The sequence below is a fragment of the Janibacter hoylei PVAS-1 genome (genome assembly GCF_004025845.1).
Classification (GTDB): domain Bacteria; phylum Actinomycetota; class Actinomycetes; order Actinomycetales; family Dermatophilaceae; genus Janibacter; species Janibacter hoylei.
The window spans coordinates 175,018-190,739 of record NZ_PIPF01000003.1 but is presented as its reverse complement, the minus strand read 5'-3'; the positions used below and the strand labels follow the sequence as shown (position 1 = coordinate 190,739).

16 protein-coding genes and 1 tRNA gene are annotated in these 15,722 nt (G+C 71.8%); 12 read left to right on the top strand and 5 right to left on the bottom strand.

The annotated features are described in order from the left end of the window. Positions 1 to 771, bottom strand: coding sequence for a CPBP family intramembrane glutamic endopeptidase (locus CWN80_RS04305; RefSeq protein WP_007924044.1), 771 nt, complete (start codon positions 769 to 771; stop codon positions 1 to 3). A 90-nt stretch (positions 772 to 861) separates the two neighbouring features. Beyond that, positions 862 to 1,044 carry a hypothetical protein gene (locus tag CWN80_RS04300; protein ID WP_007924042.1) on the bottom strand — a complete coding sequence of 61 codons (183 nt, stop codon included), beginning with the start codon at positions 1,042 to 1,044 and terminating at the stop codon, positions 862 to 864. 132 nt (positions 1,045 to 1,176) lie between these two features. Between CWN80_RS04300 and CWN80_RS04295 the strand changes: the two genes are divergently transcribed. Further along, positions 1,177 to 1,764, top strand: a complete 588-nt coding sequence (locus CWN80_RS04295; RefSeq protein ID WP_007924040.1) for a TetR/AcrR family transcriptional regulator — start codon at positions 1,177 to 1,179, stop codon at positions 1,762 to 1,764. 44 nt (positions 1,765 to 1,808) lie between these two features. On the opposite strand, the gene CWN80_RS04290 is transcribed toward CWN80_RS04295, so the two are convergent. Then, positions 1,809 to 2,405, bottom strand: coding sequence for a DUF4126 domain-containing protein (locus tag CWN80_RS04290; RefSeq protein WP_007924038.1), 597 nt, complete (start codon positions 2,403 to 2,405; stop codon positions 1,809 to 1,811). Positions 2,406 to 2,487: 82 nt separating this feature from the next. Between CWN80_RS04290 and metG the strand changes: the two genes are divergently transcribed. The 6 genes from metG to CWN80_RS04260 all read left to right on the top strand — a co-directional run bounded on the left by metG (position 2,488) and on the right by CWN80_RS04260 (position 10,304). Beyond that, the gene (gene metG / locus CWN80_RS04285) at positions 2,488 to 4,284 is read left to right on the top strand and encodes a methionine--tRNA ligase (protein ID WP_007924032.1); all 1,797 of its coding nucleotides are present in this window, start codon (positions 2,488 to 2,490) and stop codon (positions 4,282 to 4,284) included. After that, the gene (locus CWN80_RS04280; RefSeq protein WP_007924028.1) at positions 4,284 to 5,159 is read left to right on the top strand and encodes a TatD family hydrolase; all 876 of its coding nucleotides are present in this window, start codon (positions 4,284 to 4,286) and stop codon (positions 5,157 to 5,159) included. Before metG ends, CWN80_RS04280 begins: the two co-directional genes overlap by 1 nt. Before the next feature lie 217 nt (positions 5,160 to 5,376). Beyond that, on the top strand, positions 5,377 to 6,597 hold the full coding sequence (locus CWN80_RS15935; protein WP_272948428.1) for a resuscitation-promoting factor: 1,221 nt from the start codon (positions 5,377 to 5,379) through the stop codon (positions 6,595 to 6,597). 85 nt (positions 6,598 to 6,682) lie between these two features. Further along, on the top strand, positions 6,683 to 7,579 hold the full coding sequence (gene rsmA / locus CWN80_RS04270; RefSeq protein WP_007924019.1) for a 16S rRNA (adenine(1518)-N(6)/adenine(1519)-N(6))-dimethyltransferase RsmA: 897 nt from the start codon (positions 6,683 to 6,685) through the stop codon (positions 7,577 to 7,579). Next, on the top strand, positions 7,576 to 8,514 hold the full coding sequence (locus CWN80_RS04265; RefSeq protein ID WP_007924018.1) for a 4-(cytidine 5'-diphospho)-2-C-methyl-D-erythritol kinase: 939 nt from the start codon (positions 7,576 to 7,578) through the stop codon (positions 8,512 to 8,514). Before rsmA ends, CWN80_RS04265 begins: the two co-directional genes overlap by 4 nt. Further along, entirely contained in the window at positions 8,514 to 10,304 is a 1,791-nt protein-coding gene (locus tag CWN80_RS04260) for an ABC-F family ATP-binding cassette domain-containing protein (RefSeq protein WP_007924017.1), read from the top strand. The genes CWN80_RS04265 and CWN80_RS04260 overlap by 1 nt, the downstream gene beginning before the upstream one ends. A gap of 2 nt (positions 10,305 to 10,306) precedes the next feature. Here the strand turns inward: CWN80_RS04260 and CWN80_RS04255 are convergent, their stop codons facing one another. Further along, complete coding sequence (locus CWN80_RS04255; RefSeq protein ID WP_007924016.1) at positions 10,307 to 10,813, bottom strand: MarR family winged helix-turn-helix transcriptional regulator; 507 nt, start codon at positions 10,811 to 10,813, stop codon at positions 10,307 to 10,309. 95 nt (positions 10,814 to 10,908) lie between these two features. Here CWN80_RS04255 and CWN80_RS04250 point away from each other — a divergent pair, with 95 nt between their 5' ends. Together CWN80_RS04250 and CWN80_RS04245 are read left to right on the top strand one after the other, a co-directional pair. Beyond that, positions 10,909 to 11,709 (top strand): methyltransferase domain-containing protein, encoded by an 801-nt coding sequence (locus CWN80_RS04250; RefSeq protein WP_007924009.1) that lies wholly within the window; start codon positions 10,909 to 10,911, stop codon positions 11,707 to 11,709. Beyond that, positions 11,706 to 12,065, top strand: coding sequence for a VOC family protein (locus CWN80_RS04245; RefSeq protein WP_128276932.1), 360 nt, complete (start codon positions 11,706 to 11,708; stop codon positions 12,063 to 12,065). The genes CWN80_RS04250 and CWN80_RS04245 overlap by 4 nt, the downstream gene beginning before the upstream one ends. Positions 12,066 to 12,133: 68 nt before the next feature. Here the strand turns inward: CWN80_RS04245 and CWN80_RS04240 are convergent, their stop codons facing one another. Further along, positions 12,134 to 12,733, bottom strand: a complete 600-nt coding sequence (locus CWN80_RS04240) for a TetR/AcrR family transcriptional regulator (RefSeq protein ID WP_007924005.1) — start codon at positions 12,731 to 12,733, stop codon at positions 12,134 to 12,136. 109 nt (positions 12,734 to 12,842) lie between these two features. Here CWN80_RS04240 and CWN80_RS04235 point away from each other — a divergent pair. The 3 genes from CWN80_RS04235 (at position 12,843) to CWN80_RS04225 (ending at position 15,717) form a co-directional block, all read left to right on the top strand. Then, positions 12,843 to 12,924 (top strand) — tRNA-Gln (locus CWN80_RS04235). A gap of 31 nt (positions 12,925 to 12,955) precedes the next feature. After that, on the top strand, positions 12,956 to 14,341 hold the full coding sequence (locus CWN80_RS04230; RefSeq protein WP_007924003.1) for a hypothetical protein: 1,386 nt from the start codon (positions 12,956 to 12,958) through the stop codon (positions 14,339 to 14,341). Then, entirely contained in the window at positions 14,338 to 15,717 is a 1,380-nt protein-coding gene (locus tag CWN80_RS04225; protein WP_128276931.1) for a hypothetical protein, read from the top strand. Before CWN80_RS04230 ends, CWN80_RS04225 begins: the two co-directional genes overlap by 4 nt. Positions 15,718 to 15,722 lie beyond the last annotated feature (5 nt).

The following is a 15,722-nucleotide window of genomic DNA, read 5'->3' as shown; positions in this document are numbered from 1 at the left end:
TCAGCCGAGCCAGGTCAGCCGGCTCGCCAGGAGGGCGTAGCCGACGAAGGCGACGATGTCGATGAGCCAGTGCGCGATGAACATCGGCGCGACGCGGCGCACCTTGAGGTAGACCGCGCCGAGCAGCAGACCCATCGCGACATTGCCGACGAAGCCGCCGAAGCCCTGGTAGAGGTGGTAGCTGCCGCGGACGAGTGCGCTCGTCACGACGACGGCCACCGGTGACCAGGCGGCCTCGCGCCAGCGGGTGAAGAGGTAGCCGAGCATGACGACTTCTTCGAGCAGCGCATTCTGCCCGGCGGCCAGCACGAGCACGGGGACGGTCCACCACGCCGCTGAGAGGTCCGAGGCGGCGACCGTCGTGTTGAGGTCCAGGGCGCGGGCGGCCAGGTAGAGGCCCAGCCCGGGGATGCCGATGACCGCGGCGAGGCCCAGCCCCTGCGCGAGGTCGCGACCGGGTGCGCGCAGGTCGAGGCCGATGAGGTGGTGGGGGGCTGCGTGCTGGCGGGCCAGCAGGTGCAGCGCCAGGGCGACGGGCACGAGGGCCAGGCCGATGCCGACGAGCTGGTGCGTGAGGTCCAGCCACGGCTGGGCGGGGGTGACGGACTGGTTCATCGAGGTGACCTGCCCCGACAGGTCCTCGTCGGCGGTCAGCTTGCGGGCGAGGGAGAGCGCCGACCACAGGGCCGACGCCCCGAGCGAGACCCCGAGGACGAGGAGCGTCTCGGTGACCGCCGTCCGGGGCGGCAGTGGCTCGGGGGCTGAGGTCATGGCCTCAGCGTAGGCGGGGTCCGTGGCGTCGTCGCCGGCGTGGACCCCGGCCGGGGGCGAAGGGGGGAGCGGCGCTGGTCCCCCTCCGGATCAGCTGAAGGCCAGCTGGCGGTAGTACGTCGGGATGCTCTGGTGGCGGGCGACGCGGACCGGGCGGTTGGCCGAGAAGAACTGGAAGGCGGCGACGCCGACGGTGACGAGGAGGAAGGTCAGGGCGATGCCCGCGAGGACGAGGGCGGCGGTGACGAAGGAGGCGACGGTGGCGATGCTCATGATGATCGAATTCCTTTCTACGTCTGTTGAAGACACTGGAAAAACTACACCCGTAGAAAGGTCTCGTCAAGTCCACCTCGGAGGTGGGCGGACGCGTCCGGGGTCGCCCGACGAGCGGGTACCGTGAGTCGGATGAGCGCCACTGCCACGACCGAGCTCTCGCCCCGCATGCAGCTGATCCTCGAGTCGGCCACCCGGGTCGTCGCGGCTGGCGGCATGCGTGGCCTGACCCACCGGGCGGTCGACGCGGAGGCCGGTCTGCCGCAGGGGAGCACCTCGGGCTACCTGCGGACCCGGATGGCCCTGGTCACCGCCCTCACCGAGTACATCGCGGCGGGTCTCATCGACAGCGTCGAGGAGCTGAGCCGGCAGCAGCAGGCCGGCGAGGATGACGCGACGCTCATCGACCGCGCGCTCGACCTCTTCGCGTCGTGGCTGCGCGAGCCGGAGGCCTGGATGGCCAAGGCGGAGCTGACCCAGGAGGCCTCGCGCCAGCCGGAGATCGCGGCCGCCATGGCCCCGGCCCGCGACCGTGTCGACGGCATCGTGCGGCAGATCCTCACCCTGGCCGAGGTCCGTGACGTCGAGACCTCCGCCCAGGCGGTCATCGCGGCGATGGAGGGCGTGCTCACGGCGGCCCTCACCCGCCCGGAGGGCGAGCGCGAGCCCTTCGTCCGTGGCGTCGGACGACGGATCATCGAGGCCTTCCTGCCCGTCTGACCCACCCGGCCGTCACCCGCCCCCGGAGGGGTCGGGCGTGCGGGTCAGGTGGCCGGGCGCGCCTGCCGTCGGCGTCGCAGGCGCCGCCAGGCGGTGAAGACCCAGACGAGCATCGCGGTCAGGGCGATGAGCACGAGGACCACGAGCACCGGCACGAAGACCGCGACGAGGGCGATGCCGATCGAGGCCCCGTCCTCGGCGGTCGAGACCACCGGCGCGCCGAAGCCGGCCGTCCCCACGTTGACCACCGGGCGGGCCGCGGTCTTGCCGGCGTGGACGAGACCCGAGATGACCACGCCGAGCAGGACGCCCACCCAGGCGTTGTCCTGCATCCACGTCGACTCGTCGAGAGTGCTCGCACCGGCGGTCGCCGCGCCCATGAGCCCGCCCATGCTCGGGCGGATGAAGGTCTGCACGGCGTCGTTGACGCTGTCCACGGCGGGCACCTTGTCGAGAGTGACCTCGGTGAGCAGCAGGACGGCCCCGATGCCGATGGCCCACCACGACTCCATCCACTCGAAGCCGGTCGGCAGGACGACGACGTCGGTGAACCGGGCCAGCAGGGCGACGACGAGGAAGGGGATGTAGGCGTTGAGCCCGGCAGCGGCGCTCAGACCCATCCCGGTGAGGGCGGCGATCACGGGTGCGGCTCCCTTCATCATCGGTGCGGCGGCCCCGCACGCGGTCCCGGCAGGCTATCCCCGGGAACCTAGGATGAGGGGCATGAAGGTTCTCTCCGCCGTCGCCTGGCCCTACGCCAACGGTCCCCGCCACCTCGGCCACGTCGCCGGATTCGGGGTCCCCTCGGACGTCTTCAGCCGGTACATGCGCATGGCGGGGCACGACGTGCTCATGGTGAGCGGCTCCGACGAGCACGGCACGCCGATCCTCGTGCTCGCCGACAAGCAGGGCACGACCGCCCGCGAGCTCGTCGACACCCACCACGCGACGATCGCCCACGAGCTCGGCGACCTCGGCTGCTCCTACGACCTCTACACGCGCACGACGGCCCGCAACCACTACCAGGTCGTCCAGGACCTCTTCGAGCAGTGCCAGGCGAACGGCTACTTCATCGAGCAGACCCAGCAGGTCGCGCTCGACCCGCGGACCGGCCGGACGCTGCCCGACCGCTACATCGAGGGCACCTGCCCGATCTGCGGCTACGAGGACGCTCGCGGTGACCAGTGCGACAACTGCGGCAACCAGCTCGAGCCGAGCGACCTCAAGGACCCGCGGAGCAAGATCGACGGGTCGACCCCGCAGTTCGGCGAGACCGAGCACTTCTTCCTCGACCTGCCCGCGCTCGCCGATGCGCTGCGCGAGTACCTCGAGGGTCGCGAGGCGACCGGCACGTGGCGGCCCAATGTCATCCGCTTCAGCCTCAACATCCTCGACGACATCCGGCCACGCGCCATGACCCGCGACATCGACTGGGGCATCCCGCTGCCGGGTGAGCTGGCGACGAAGTACCCCACGAAGCGCTTCTACGTGTGGTTCGACGCCGTCATCGGCTACCTCTCCGCCTCCATCGAGTGGGCCCGACGTCAGGGCCACCCCGAGCGCTGGCGCGAGTGGTGGAACGACCCGGAGGCGCTGTCCTACTACTTCATGGGCAAGGACAACATCACCTTCCACAGCCAGATCTGGCCGGCGGAGCTGCTCGCCTACTCCGGCAAGGGTGCGAAGGGAGGCGAGCCCGGCCCCTTCGGTGAGCTCAACCTCCCGACGGAGGTTGTCTCCAGCGAGTTCCTCACGATGGAGAGCCGGCAGTTCTCCTCCAGCCGTGGCCACGTCATCGGCGTGCGGCACGTCCTCGAGACCTACGGCCCGGACCCGCTTCGCTACTTCATCTGCGCGGCCGGTCCGGAAAACCAGGACGCCGACTTCACCTGGCCGGACTTCGTCCAGCGCAACAACTCCGAGCTCGTCGCCGGCTGGGGCAACCTCGTCAACCGCACCGCGTCGATGGTTGCCAAGAACTTCGGCGAGATCCCGCAGCCGGGAGAGCTCGAGGACGTCGACCGGGCGGTGCTCGCCCGGGTCGCCGGGGCCTTCGCCGAGGTCGGCACCCTCCTCGAGCGGCACCGGCAGAAGGCCGCGCTCGGCGAGGTCATGCGGGTGGTCGGCGACGTCAACAAGTACGTCACCGACACCGAGCCCTTCCGCCTCAAGGGCGAGGACCAGCGCGAGCGGCTGGCGACGGTCCTGCACACGCTCACCCAGTGCGTCAGCGACTGCAACCTGCTGCTGGCTCCCTTCGTCCCGCACGCGGCCAACCGGGTCGACGCCGTCCTCGGTGGCGACGGGGCGCTCGTCCCGATGCCGCGCGTCGAGGACGTCGACGACCTCGACGGCGGGCCCGGCTACCCCGTCATCACGGGGGACTACTCGTCCTTCCCGCGGTGGGAACCGACGCCCGTCGTGGTCGGCACCCCGATCGCCAAGCCCACCCCGGTCTTCGTCAAGCTCGACGCCGAGGAGGTCGTCGGCACCGAGCGGGCGGCCATGGCGGCTGAGTGATGGGTGACCGCGACGGGGTGGCCCCTCGGCCCGACCCGCTGCCGCTGCCGGTCGTCGACAACCACACGCACCTCGACATCCGGCGGCGCGACGTCGCCGACGCCATCGCCCCCGACGGGGGAGAGGAGCGGACCACGCAGGACGTCGCCGCGGCCCTGGCGAGTGCCGCGTCGGCGGGGGTGGACCGGGTCGTGCAGGTCGGCTGCGATCTCGAGAGCGCCCGCTTCACCGTCGAGCAGGTCGACCGGCACCCGTCGATGCTCGGCGCAGTTGCGTTGCACCCCAACGAGATCCCAGCGCTCGCAGAGGCCGGTCGGCTGCAGGCCGCGTGGGACGAGATCGAGGCGCTGGCCGCCCACCCGCGGGTGCGCGCGATCGGCGAGACCGGCCTCGACTACTTCCGGACCGGCCCGGAGGGGCACGCGGTGCAGCAGGAGTCCTTCCGCTGGCACATCGACCTCGCCAAGCGCACCGGCAAGGCCCTGCAGATCCACGACCGCGACAGCCACGACGACGTGCTGCGCATCCTCACCGAGGAGGGGGCGCCGGAGACGACGGTCCTGCACTGCTTCAGCGGCGACCTGGCGATGGCCCGTGAGTGCGTCGAGCGCGGCTACCACCTCTCCTTCGCCGGCACCGTGACCTTCAAGAGCGCCGCCGGGCTGCGCGAGGCGCTCGCGCACACCCCGATCGAGCAGGTGCTCGCCGAGACGGACGCGCCCTATCTCACGCCGTCGCCTGAGCGTGGCCGGGCCAATGCCCCGTACCTGCTACCGCACACGGTGCGGGTCATGGCGCGCACCCTCGGGGTCGACGTGCCGACGATGTGCGCGGCGATCTCCGAGACCTCGGAGCGGGTCTACGGCCCTTGGTGACCGGCTGCCGGAGGGGGCCGGCGGGCAGGGGCGAAGGGTGGCGCTCACCACGCTCCGTTACCAAAACTTGACCTTCGGCGGTCCGGTGGTGCAGGGTAGTCCGCTGTTGGCCGGGGCCGGTTTCCCCTGATGTTCTTCCGCTGACACGGCGCCCGCCATCCCTGGGTCGTCGTGCGCGATCCCGCCGGTGCCCGGGAAGCTCGACCATCGGAGCACTGTGAGTTCACCCGCGATCCGCCGCATCACCCAGGCCGGCGTCGTCGGCGCCTTGGCCCTCGGGGTCTCGGGAGTCGTCGTCATGGACAAGTCCGTGGCCCTCTCGGTCGACGGCGAGACCTCGACCGTCCACTCCTTCGGAGGCACCGTCGCCGACGTCCTCGACAAGCAGGGCATCGAGCTCGGCGCCCACGACGTGGTCACGCCCTCGGCCGAGACCCCTGTCGACGACGGTCAGACGATCGTGGTGCGCTACGGGCGCAAGCTGACCCTCACGGTGGACGGCAAGGAGCGCGAGTACTGGACGACGGCGACCAATGTCGGCGACGCCCTCAAGGAGCTCGGCATCCGCAACAGCGGCGACGCGGTCCTGTCCGCCTCGCGCAGCAAGGCGATCGGCCGCGACGGCCTCGACATCGAGATGTCGACGCCCAAGGACATCAAGCTCGTCGTCGGTGGCAAGCGCACCACGGCCACCGTCACCGCCCGCACGGTCCAGGAGGCCCTGCGTGAGGCAGAGGTCCGCTTCGACTCCGACGACCGCATCAAGCCGGGCGCGAAGACCGTCGTCAAGGACGGCATGACGATCCGCGTCGACGAGATGGACGCCCGGTCCACGCAGCGCACCGAGGCGGTCCCCTTCCGCACCATCGTCAAGAAGGACGCCTCGCTCACCGTCGGCACGACGAAGGTCGAGCGCGAGGGTGTCGCCGGCGAGCGCCGCAGCACCTACCGCGACACGGTCAAGAACGGCAAGGTCGTCTCCTCCGAGCGCACGAGCAGCAAGATCACCAAGCAGCCCGTTCACAAGGTCGTCGTCGAGGGCACCAAGGCCAAGCCGGCCCCCAAGCCCGCGCCGACGTCCACCCCCAAGAGCTCGACGCCGAAGTCGTCCTCCTCCTCCTCCTCCTCGACGCCGAAGAGCACCTCGACCCCCACGTCGGAGCCGACGAAGAGCAGCAGCTCGTCCGGTCTGGACACCTCGCGCGCCGCGATGTGGGACCGGATCGCCCAGTGCGAGTCGACGGGCAACTGGTCGATCAACACCGGTAACGGCTACTACGGCGGTCTGCAGTTCGACAGCCGCACCTGGCTCGGTTCCGGCGGTGGCGACTTCGCCCCCCGCGCCGACCTCGCCACCCGCGAGGAGCAGATCACCGTGGCCAACCGCGTCTACGCCCAGCGCGGCCTGCAGCCCTGGGGCTGCGCCCACGCGGCCTGACGTCTCGACGCACCCGACGGGCCCCTGCGACCACCACGGTCGTGGGGGCCCGCGGCCGTCCCCCTTCGCCGAATAGAGTCCACCCATGAGCAGCGACCCGAGCACCGCCCCTGACGAAGGGAGCGGCGTCACCCTCCTCGGCGCCGCTCGGGTCCGTGAGCTCGCCGACGGTCTCGGCGTGCGCCCGACCAAGCAGTGGGGGCAGAACTTCGTCGTCGACGCCAACACGGTGCGGCGGATTGTCCGCGCCGGGGGAGTCACCGCAGACGACCACGTCGTGGAGATCGGCCCCGGTCTCGGCTCGCTGACCCTGGCGCTCCTCGAGGAGGCCGCGCGGGTCACGGCCGTCGAGGTCGACCCGACGCTCGCAGCGGCGCTGCCGGGCACCGTCGCCGCCCAGGGGCCGGCCGTCGCCGACCACCTGACCGTGGTGCCGGCCGACGCGCTCACCGTCACCGAGCTGCCCGGCCCACCACCCACGGCACTCGTCGCCAACCTGCCGTACAACATCTCGGTGCCGGTGGTGCTGCACTTCCTCGAGACCTTCCCGACGATCGAGCGGGTGCTCGTCATGGTCCAGCTCGAGGTCGCGGAGCGCCTCGCCGCGGGGCCGGGGAGCAAGACCTACGGCGTGCCGAGCGTCAAGGCCGCGTGGTGGGCCGACGTGGCGCTCGCCGGGAGGGTGCCGCGCAGCATCTTCTGGCCGGTGCCCAACGTCGACTCCGGGCTCGTGCGGCTCGTGCGGCGGGAGCCCCCGCCCACGGGTGCCACCCGTTCGCAGGTCTTCGCCGTCGTCGACGCCGCCTTCGCCCAGCGCCGCAAGACGCTGCGCGCCTCGCTCAAGGGCATCGCGGGGACGGGGGAGATCGCCGAGGAGGCCTTGCGCGCAGCCGGCATCGACCCGCGGACCCGGGGCGAGCAGATCGGCGTCGCGGACTTCGCCCGTGTCACCGAGGAACTCATGGCTAGGGTGACGGCATGACCTCCGTGCTCGAGCTGCCCGCGTGCGTGACCGTGCGGGCCCCTGCCAAGGTCAACCTCGAGCTCTTCGTCGGCCCGGCTCGTGAGGACGGCTACCACGCGCTGTCGACGGTCTACCAGGCCATCGGCATCCACGACGACGTCACGGCCACCCTTGCCGACGAGTGGGGATGCTCCGTGCGCGGTCGCGACGCCGACCGGGTGCCGACCGACGAGTCCAACCTCGCGCTGCGTGCGGCCCGCGCCCTCGCGGACCACACGGGTGGTCAGGAGCCGGTGCACCTGACGATCCACAAGGAGATCCCCGTCGCCGGCGGCATGGCCGGGGGCTCCGCCGACGCGGCCGCGGCACTCGTCGCCTGCGACGCGCTGTGGGGCACGGACGTACCCAAGGACGAGCTCGAGGAGATCGCGGCCGGCATCGGCAGCGACGTCCCCTTCCTCCTCCACGGCGGCACCGCCGTCGGGTCGGGGCGGGGCGAGGTCGTCACGGCCGTCCTGGCGAAGGGGAGGTACCACTGGGTCTTCGTGCCGTCGCTCGCGAGCGGGCTGTCGACCCCGCGGGTCTACGCCGCCTTCGACGAGCGCACGGCCGGGACGACGCTCGAGGAGCCGCAGCCGAGCGCTGCTTTGATGAGCGCGCTGCGCTCGGGTGACGCGTCCGCGCTGGCCCCCGTGCTCGACAACGACCTGCAGGCCGACGCCATCGGCCTGCAGCCCGCGATCGGCGAGGTCATCGAGTCGGCGATGGGCTTCGGTGCGCTCGCGGCGATCGTCTCCGGCTCGGGCCCGACCGTCGCGATCCTCGCTGATGGAGCCGAGGGGGCGATCGACCTGGCCGTGGCGCTCACGGCCTGCGGCGTCGCCGGCGACGTCCTGCGCGCGACCGGCCCGGTCCAGGGCGCGCACATCCTGCCCACCGTGCGTCAGCTCTGATGGCCACACCGCTCCTCGGGGCCGAAGGGCTCCACCTCGAGTACCCCACGCGCGTCGTCTTCGACTCGGTCAGCCTCGGCATCGAGGAGGGCGACCGGATCGGCCTCGTCGGTCGCAACGGCGACGGCAAGTCCAGCCTGCTCGGCATGCTCGCCGGCACGATCGAGCCGCAGGCCGGGCGGATCACCCGCCGGGGTGGCGTCCGCTTCGGCGTGCTCGGGCAGTCGGACGACCTCGACCCCGACGAGACCGTCGGTCACGCGATCGTCGGCGACCGCCCCGACCACGAGTGGGCCGGCGACCCGGCCGTCCGCGACGTCATCGCCGGCCTCGTCACCGACGTGCCGTGGGAGGCCCGCATCGGCGAGTTGTCAGGTGGCCAGCGGCGGCGCGTGGCGCTCGCGGCGCTCCTCGTCGGGGAGTGGGACCTCGTCGCCCTCGACGAGCCGACCAACCACCTCGACGTCGAGGGCATCTCGTGGCTCGCCGAGCACCTGGGCCGGCGCTGGCCCAAGGGCTCGGGCGGTCTCGTCGTCATCACCCACGACCGGTGGTTCCTCGACGAGGTGTGCACGGAGACCTGGGAGGTGCACGACGGGATCGTCGAGCCCTTCGAAGGGGGCTACGCCGCCTACGTCCTCCAGCGCGTCGAGCGCGACCGGATCAACGCCGCGACGGAGCAGAAGCGGCAGAACCTCATGCGCAAAGAGCTCGCCTGGCTGCGCCGGGGGGCGCCCGCGCGGACCTCGAAGCCGAAGTTTCGCATCGAGGCCGCCAACCAGCTGATCGCCGATGTCCCACCCGTTCGCAACCCGATCGAGCTGCAGCGCATGGCCGTGGCCCGCCTCGGCAAGGACGTCATCGACATCGAGGACGCGAGCGTCACCTTCGGCGACCGGACCGTCCTGCGTGACATCACGTGGCGGATCGCGCCGGGTGAGCGCACCGGCATCCTCGGCGCCAACGGCGCCGGCAAGTCGACCCTCCTCGGGCTGGTCTCCGGCGACATCGCGCCGAGCACCGGTCGGGTCAAGCGGGGCAAGACGGTGCGCCTGGGCTTCCTCGACCAGCAGTTCTCCCAGCTCGCGCAGATCGGCTCCGACCGGGTGCGCGAGGTGCTCGCCCGGACCAAGGCGACCTTCACGATCGACGGGCGCGACCACACGCCCGCCCAGCTGCTCGAGCGTCTCGGCTTCGCCCGCGAGCACCTGTCAGCACGGGTCGACGACCTCTCCGGCGGCCAGAAGCGGCGCCTCCAGCTGCTGCTCCTGCTGCTCGACGAGCCCAATGTCATCGCGCTCGACGAGCCGACCAATGACGTCGACTCCGACATGCTCGCCGCGATGGAGGACCTGCTCGACTCGTGGCCGGGCACGCTCATCGTCATCTCCCACGACCGGTACCTGCTCGAGCGCATCACCGACCAGCAGTACGCGATCCTCGACGGGCGCCTGCGGCACGTGCCCGGTGGCGTCGACGAGTACCTGCGGCTGCGCGCGGCCCAGCCGACGCGGCCGACCCCGACGAAGGGGGCGGCGGCGCCCCCTTCGTCCCCGGGGGAGCCGACCGTGGACCCGGCTGCCCAGCGCGAGGCGCGCAAGGCGATGGCGCGGATCGAGAAGCAGCTGGCCAAGATCGCCGCGCGGGAGGAGTCGCTGCACCACGAGATGGCCGAGTCGGTGCACGACCACACGCGGTTGGCGGAGCTCAACGCGACGCTCGGCGAGCTCGCGGAGGACAAGGAGATGCTCGAGCTCGAGTGGCTGGAGTGCGCCGAGCTCGTCGGCTGAGGTCAGGCCTCGAAGGGGGCGAGCAGCCGCTTGAGCGCGCGGGTGAGCGCGGCCCGCTCGTCGGCCGACATGTCGTCGAGGAGCTCGCCCTCGCGGGCCAGCAGGTCGGCCATCGCGGCGTCGACCGCCGCTTGGCCTCCCTGCGTCAGGCGGACGATGACCCCCCGACGGTCGGTGGGCGACGGGAGGCGCTCGACCCAGCCCTTGGTGGCGAGGCGGTCGATGCGGTTGGTCATCGTCCCCGAGGTCACGAGGGTCTCCTGGACCAGGCGGCCGGGGGAGAGCTGGTAGGGCTCGCCGGCGCGGCGCAGCGCGGAGAGCACGTCGAACTCCCAGCCCTCGAGCTCGTGCCGGGCGAAGGCGCTCGTGCGGTCGAGGTCGAGCAGCCGGGCGAGCCGGGAGACGCGTGAGAAGACGTGCAACGGCTCGACGTCGAGGTCGGGACGCTCGCGGCGCCAGGCCTCGACGATGGCGTCGACGTCGTCGGACGGGTCGTGGCGGCTGCTCATCCGTCAAGAATACCTGCGGTCGTGAATCTTGATATCGAGACATATGCATGGTCGTTGGTTAGGCTGCACGGACCCGAACGAGGAGGCACGCACACATGACGGTGACCTGGGACCCGACCCGCTACGGCCAGTTCTCGAGCGAACGCTCCCGACCCTTCGTGGATCTCATGGCACGCGTCGACGCGCAGGAGCCGGGGCTCGTCGTCGACCTCGGCTGCGGCAACGGCCCGCTGACCCTCTCGCTCGCCGAGCGCTGGCCGCAGGCCAGGGTCGTCGGGGTGGACAGCAGCGTCGAGATGCTCGACGCGGCGCGCGCCCTCGACACCGACGGGCGCGTCGAGTGGGTCGAGGCCGACCTCGCCGACTGGGACATCGCCAGCCTGGGCGCGGCGCCCGACGTCATCGTCAGCAATGCTGCGCTGCAGTGGGTGCCACGCCACCTGCCCCTCATCGAGACCTGGGTCGACGCCCTCGCCGCGGACGGCTGGTTTGCCCTGCAGGTGCCGGGCAACTACGACGCGCCGACCCACGCGCTCATGCGCGAGACGGCGGTCGACCACCCGCGCAGCGGCGAGCTCGAGGCCGCGAGCAAGCGCTTCGGCGCCGGCGACCCGTCGACCTACCTGCAGGTGCTCACGGCTCGCGGGCTCGCCGTCGACGCGTGGGAGACGACCTACACGCACGTGCTCGACCCCGAGGGGGCCAGTGACAACCCGGTGCTCGACTGGGTCAGCGGCACCGGTCTGCGACCGATGCTCGAGGTCCTCGAGGACGAGGGCGAGCGCGAGGCCTTCCTCGCTGCCTACGCCGCCAAGCTGACGGCCGCCTACCCGCGCACCCCCGCCGGGGTCCTCCTGGCCTTCCGTCGCGTCTTCGCCGTCGGGCGCAAGGCGTGAGCGTCCTCGGGCTGCACCACGTCCAGATCGCCTGTCCCGCAGGCAGCGAGGACGCGCTGCGGGCCTTCTACGGTGACCTCCTCGGGATGCCGGAGATCCCCAAGCCGCGGGTCCTCGCGGCCCGCGGTGGAGCGTGGTTCCAGGCGGGGGACCGGGAGCTGCACTGCGGCGTCGAGGCCGACTTCACTCCGGCGCGCAAGGCCCACCCGTGCTTCCTCGTCGACGACGTCGACGCCCTGGCGGAGGCCGTGACGGCTGCCGGGGGAGAGGTGCGCTGGGACGAGGCGATCCCGGGGGTGCGGCGCTTCCACACCGATGACCCGGTGGGGAACAGGGTCGAGCTCCAGCAGGCCTGACCTCCGCCATTCCCATACACCCCGCACGTGCAGGCGTGCGCGGTGCATGGGAACCGGGCGAAGGGAGGTCAGTTCCGCCCGTGCAGCGTGGGGTGGGGCTCGAGGCCGTCGAGACCGTTCCACGCGAGGTTGACGAGGTGGGCGGCCACGGACTCCTTGTCCGGCTGGCGGGTCTCGAGCCACCACTGCCCCGTGAGGGAGACCAGACCGACGAGCATCTGGGCGTACATCGGCGCCGTGGTCGGGTCGAAACCCCGCTGCTCGAAGGGCTCGGAGAGCAGGTGGGCGACCTGGGTCGCGACATCGGAGATCAGCGAGGAGTAGGTGCCGCTGGGGGCCTCGCCGGAGACGTCCCGCGCGAGGATGCGGAAGCCGTCCGGTGAGCCCTCGATGTAGTCGAGCAGCGCGAGAGCCGCTCGCTCGATGATCTGCCGGTCGGTGCCGCCCGCGGTGAGCGCCGTCGTCACGGCCTCGGTGAGGACGCTCAGCTCACGGTCGACGACCACGGCGTAGAGCCCCTCCTTGCCGCCGAAGTGCTCGTACACGACCGGCTTGGACACCTCGGCCGCGCCGGCGATCTCCTCCACGGAGGTGCCGTCGACCCCCTTCGCCGCGAAGAGTCCGCGCCCGACGCTCACGAGCTGCTCACGCCGTGCCGCACCGGTCATGCGCGGGCGGCGCGGCGGCCGCCCTTCGTCCTGCTGGCTCATGCCCCCATTGTCGGTGACGGCACGGAGCAGCCTGTCGACTACCCTGACCGTGCCGCTCCGGCGGCATTCCCCGGTTGGTCTGCCGGCAGGGCCCGCCTGACTTTGAATCAGGACTAGCGACGTAGGTTCGACTCCTACCCGGGGAGCCATCGGTCGACGCCGATCGGCCACAATGAGCCGGTGAGCGCCCCCCACGACCTCTCCCCTCAGCCCTCCCGCGCGGTGCCGCGCGCACTCAAGGTCGTCGGCGTGCTGGCCCTCGTCGGGATGTTTGCCGCAGGGGTCGTCTCCTTCCTACCCGGTGGTCTCGGGGCGCTCAGCGGGCGCCTCGACCCGCCGGAGGTCTCGGGCAACATCGTCTGGGACAGCGAGGACCTGTCGGTCCAGCTCGGGCCCGACGGGTGGGTGACCCACCCCGGCGGCGGGGGCGACTACGTCGCCCGCAACGTGCACACCGGCGAGTCGTGGACGATCGGCGAGCTCGACTCGCAGATGTCGATCTCGCAGGACGGGGTCGTCGTGCAGCCGGGCGATGCCAAGGTGCTCGTGCAGCGTGAGGGGTCGACGAGCTCGCGGACGACGAAGGAGATCGCCGACGAGCTCGGGGAGGACGACCTGTGGGGTGGCGAGGACGTGCAGACCGTCGCCTTCGGCGAGGAGCAGGTCGTCGTCACGACCTGTGTGGCCCCGTCGCCCTCACGTCTCACCGAGGAGGTCGAGGGTGGCAAGGCCGTGCTCGCCGGTCTCTCCCTCGAGGACGCCTCGATCGACTGGGTCAAGGACGTCGGGATCGAGTGCGGGCCCGACGCTCGGCCGCTGAGCAAGCCCCGGACCCTGCCCGCACAGCAGTACGCCCTCCTGGTGCCGAGCGAGGAGCACCTCCTCGTCATCGACGTCGCGACGGGCGAGGTCGTGCTCGAGCGCTCGGGCCGTCCCCGGAGCGACATCGTCATCAGCGGTGACAAGGCGCTCGTGAACGAGAGCGACGACGACGTCGTCGGTTGGCGGTCCCTACGCACCGGCAAGGAGCTCGCCCGGGTGGAGTGCCCGTGGGCCTCCCCGGGACGACCCGACGAGATCACCCAGCAGCTGTCGCCGGAGGTCACCCCCTTCGTCACCTGCCGCGACCGCGTCCACGTCGTCGAGGACGACGACTTCGTCGAGATCGACGCCCCGCCGTTGGCCACGGGCGAGGAGCTGCCCGACGGGCAGCAGGTCGCCCATGGTCGCCACCTGCTCCAGCGTGACGGCGACCAGGTGACCCTGCGGGACGGCCTGCAGGACCAGGAGATCGGCGTGCTCGACGTGCCCGACGGCATGAAGCTCGGCGCCTTCGGCCCGGTGGGCCGGCTCATCACCTTCACCGAGTTCGACACCGGAGGCGAGCGGCCCCGAGGTGCCTACCGGGCCTTCGACACCCGCACCGGGGAGATGGTCGTGACGACCAATGGCGTCATGCGGGCCGGTGCCGACACCTCGCCTGACGGCGTGATCCTCGTCGAGGCCGACGACGAGGACATCGAGGGCACACGGCTGTGGGTCGCGGCGCCGAAGGGGATGCGGTGAGCACCCCGAGCAAGGCTGCCGACGCCACCAAGCTCACCCTCGCGGTGCTCGCCGCCCTGGCGATCGTCGCCTTCCTCGTCGGCGTCGTCCTGCGCGGAGCCATCGGCGGCGGCGGGAGCGTCGACGGCCGGGTCCACTACTACACGTCCGAGCGGTCCCACAGCGTGCGCATCGGGCCCAACGGGTGGTTCACGTACGGCGACGAGGACGGTGAGTGGGTGGAGCACGCGCCGACGGGTGAGCGGTGGGGCGGGTCGCGCTTCTACGGCGACGGCACGCTCACCTCCGACGGCGCCCTCGTCTCGACCCTCGGTGGTGACGTCCGGGTCGAGCGTGCGGACGGCGAGGTCGAGGCACGGGCCACCGACCTGCTCGTCGCCCACGGCGACAAGGCCGTCCGGCCCGGGGACGAGGCCGAGTTCGTCGGGATGTCGACCCGGCACGTCGCGGTGGTCTCGTGCATGTCACCGGGAGGTGGCGCCCGCCTCGGCGAGGACGTCACCGGCGGCCGCCTCGTCGTCTCCGGGGTGGTGCTCGAGGACGCGAGCGTCGCCTGGAGCCACGACACCGAGGTCGGCTGCGACGTCGACCTGGCGACGCTCTACCCCGGCGGTCTGCCGGAGCAGCGCTATGCCCTCATCACCCCCGACGAGGAGACGACGCAGGCGCTCGACCTCGACACCGGCAAGGTGGCGCGCACCTGGCAGGACGCGCCCCGCGGGCGCGTCCTCGTGCGCGAGGACGAGGCGATCCACCGGGCGGGCGACGTGGTGACGGTGACCTCCCTTCGCTCGGGGGAGGAGCTGGCGCGCACGTCGTGCCCCGGCGCGCGCTTGGACAACCCCGGGGACTCCGGGGGCCGCCTCGCCGGCGAGGCGACACCGGTCGTGCGGTGCGACGACGGCGTGCGGCTGCTCGACGGCGACCGCGTCGTCACCGTGGACGTGCCGCCGGTGGAGCGGTCGCAGGAGGTGCCCGACGGGCGGTCGGTCGTCCACGACCGCTTCGAGATCTCGCGCGACGGCGACACCCTCACCCTGCGCGATGCCCTCGAGGACGAGGTCGTCGGGGACGTCGAGGTGCCCGAGGGCTATCGCATCGCGACCAATGACCCACGGGGTCGGCTCATCGTCTTCTTCCTGCCGACCGACAAGCTCTTCAGCGATGCGGCGGAGAGCTCCTTCCGCATCGTCGACACGCGCACGGCCGAGCTCGTTGCCGAGACCGATGACGGTCTCTCGCCCGGCGCTGATGTCTCGCCGGACGGCTTCGCGGTGCTCCAGGAGTACCAGGAGCGTCGCGGTGGCCGGTACAGCCGCCCCTCCCGCAGCCATGCCTGGGTCGTCGGGGTGGACGAGGTGGAGCGGCGGGACTGATCGGG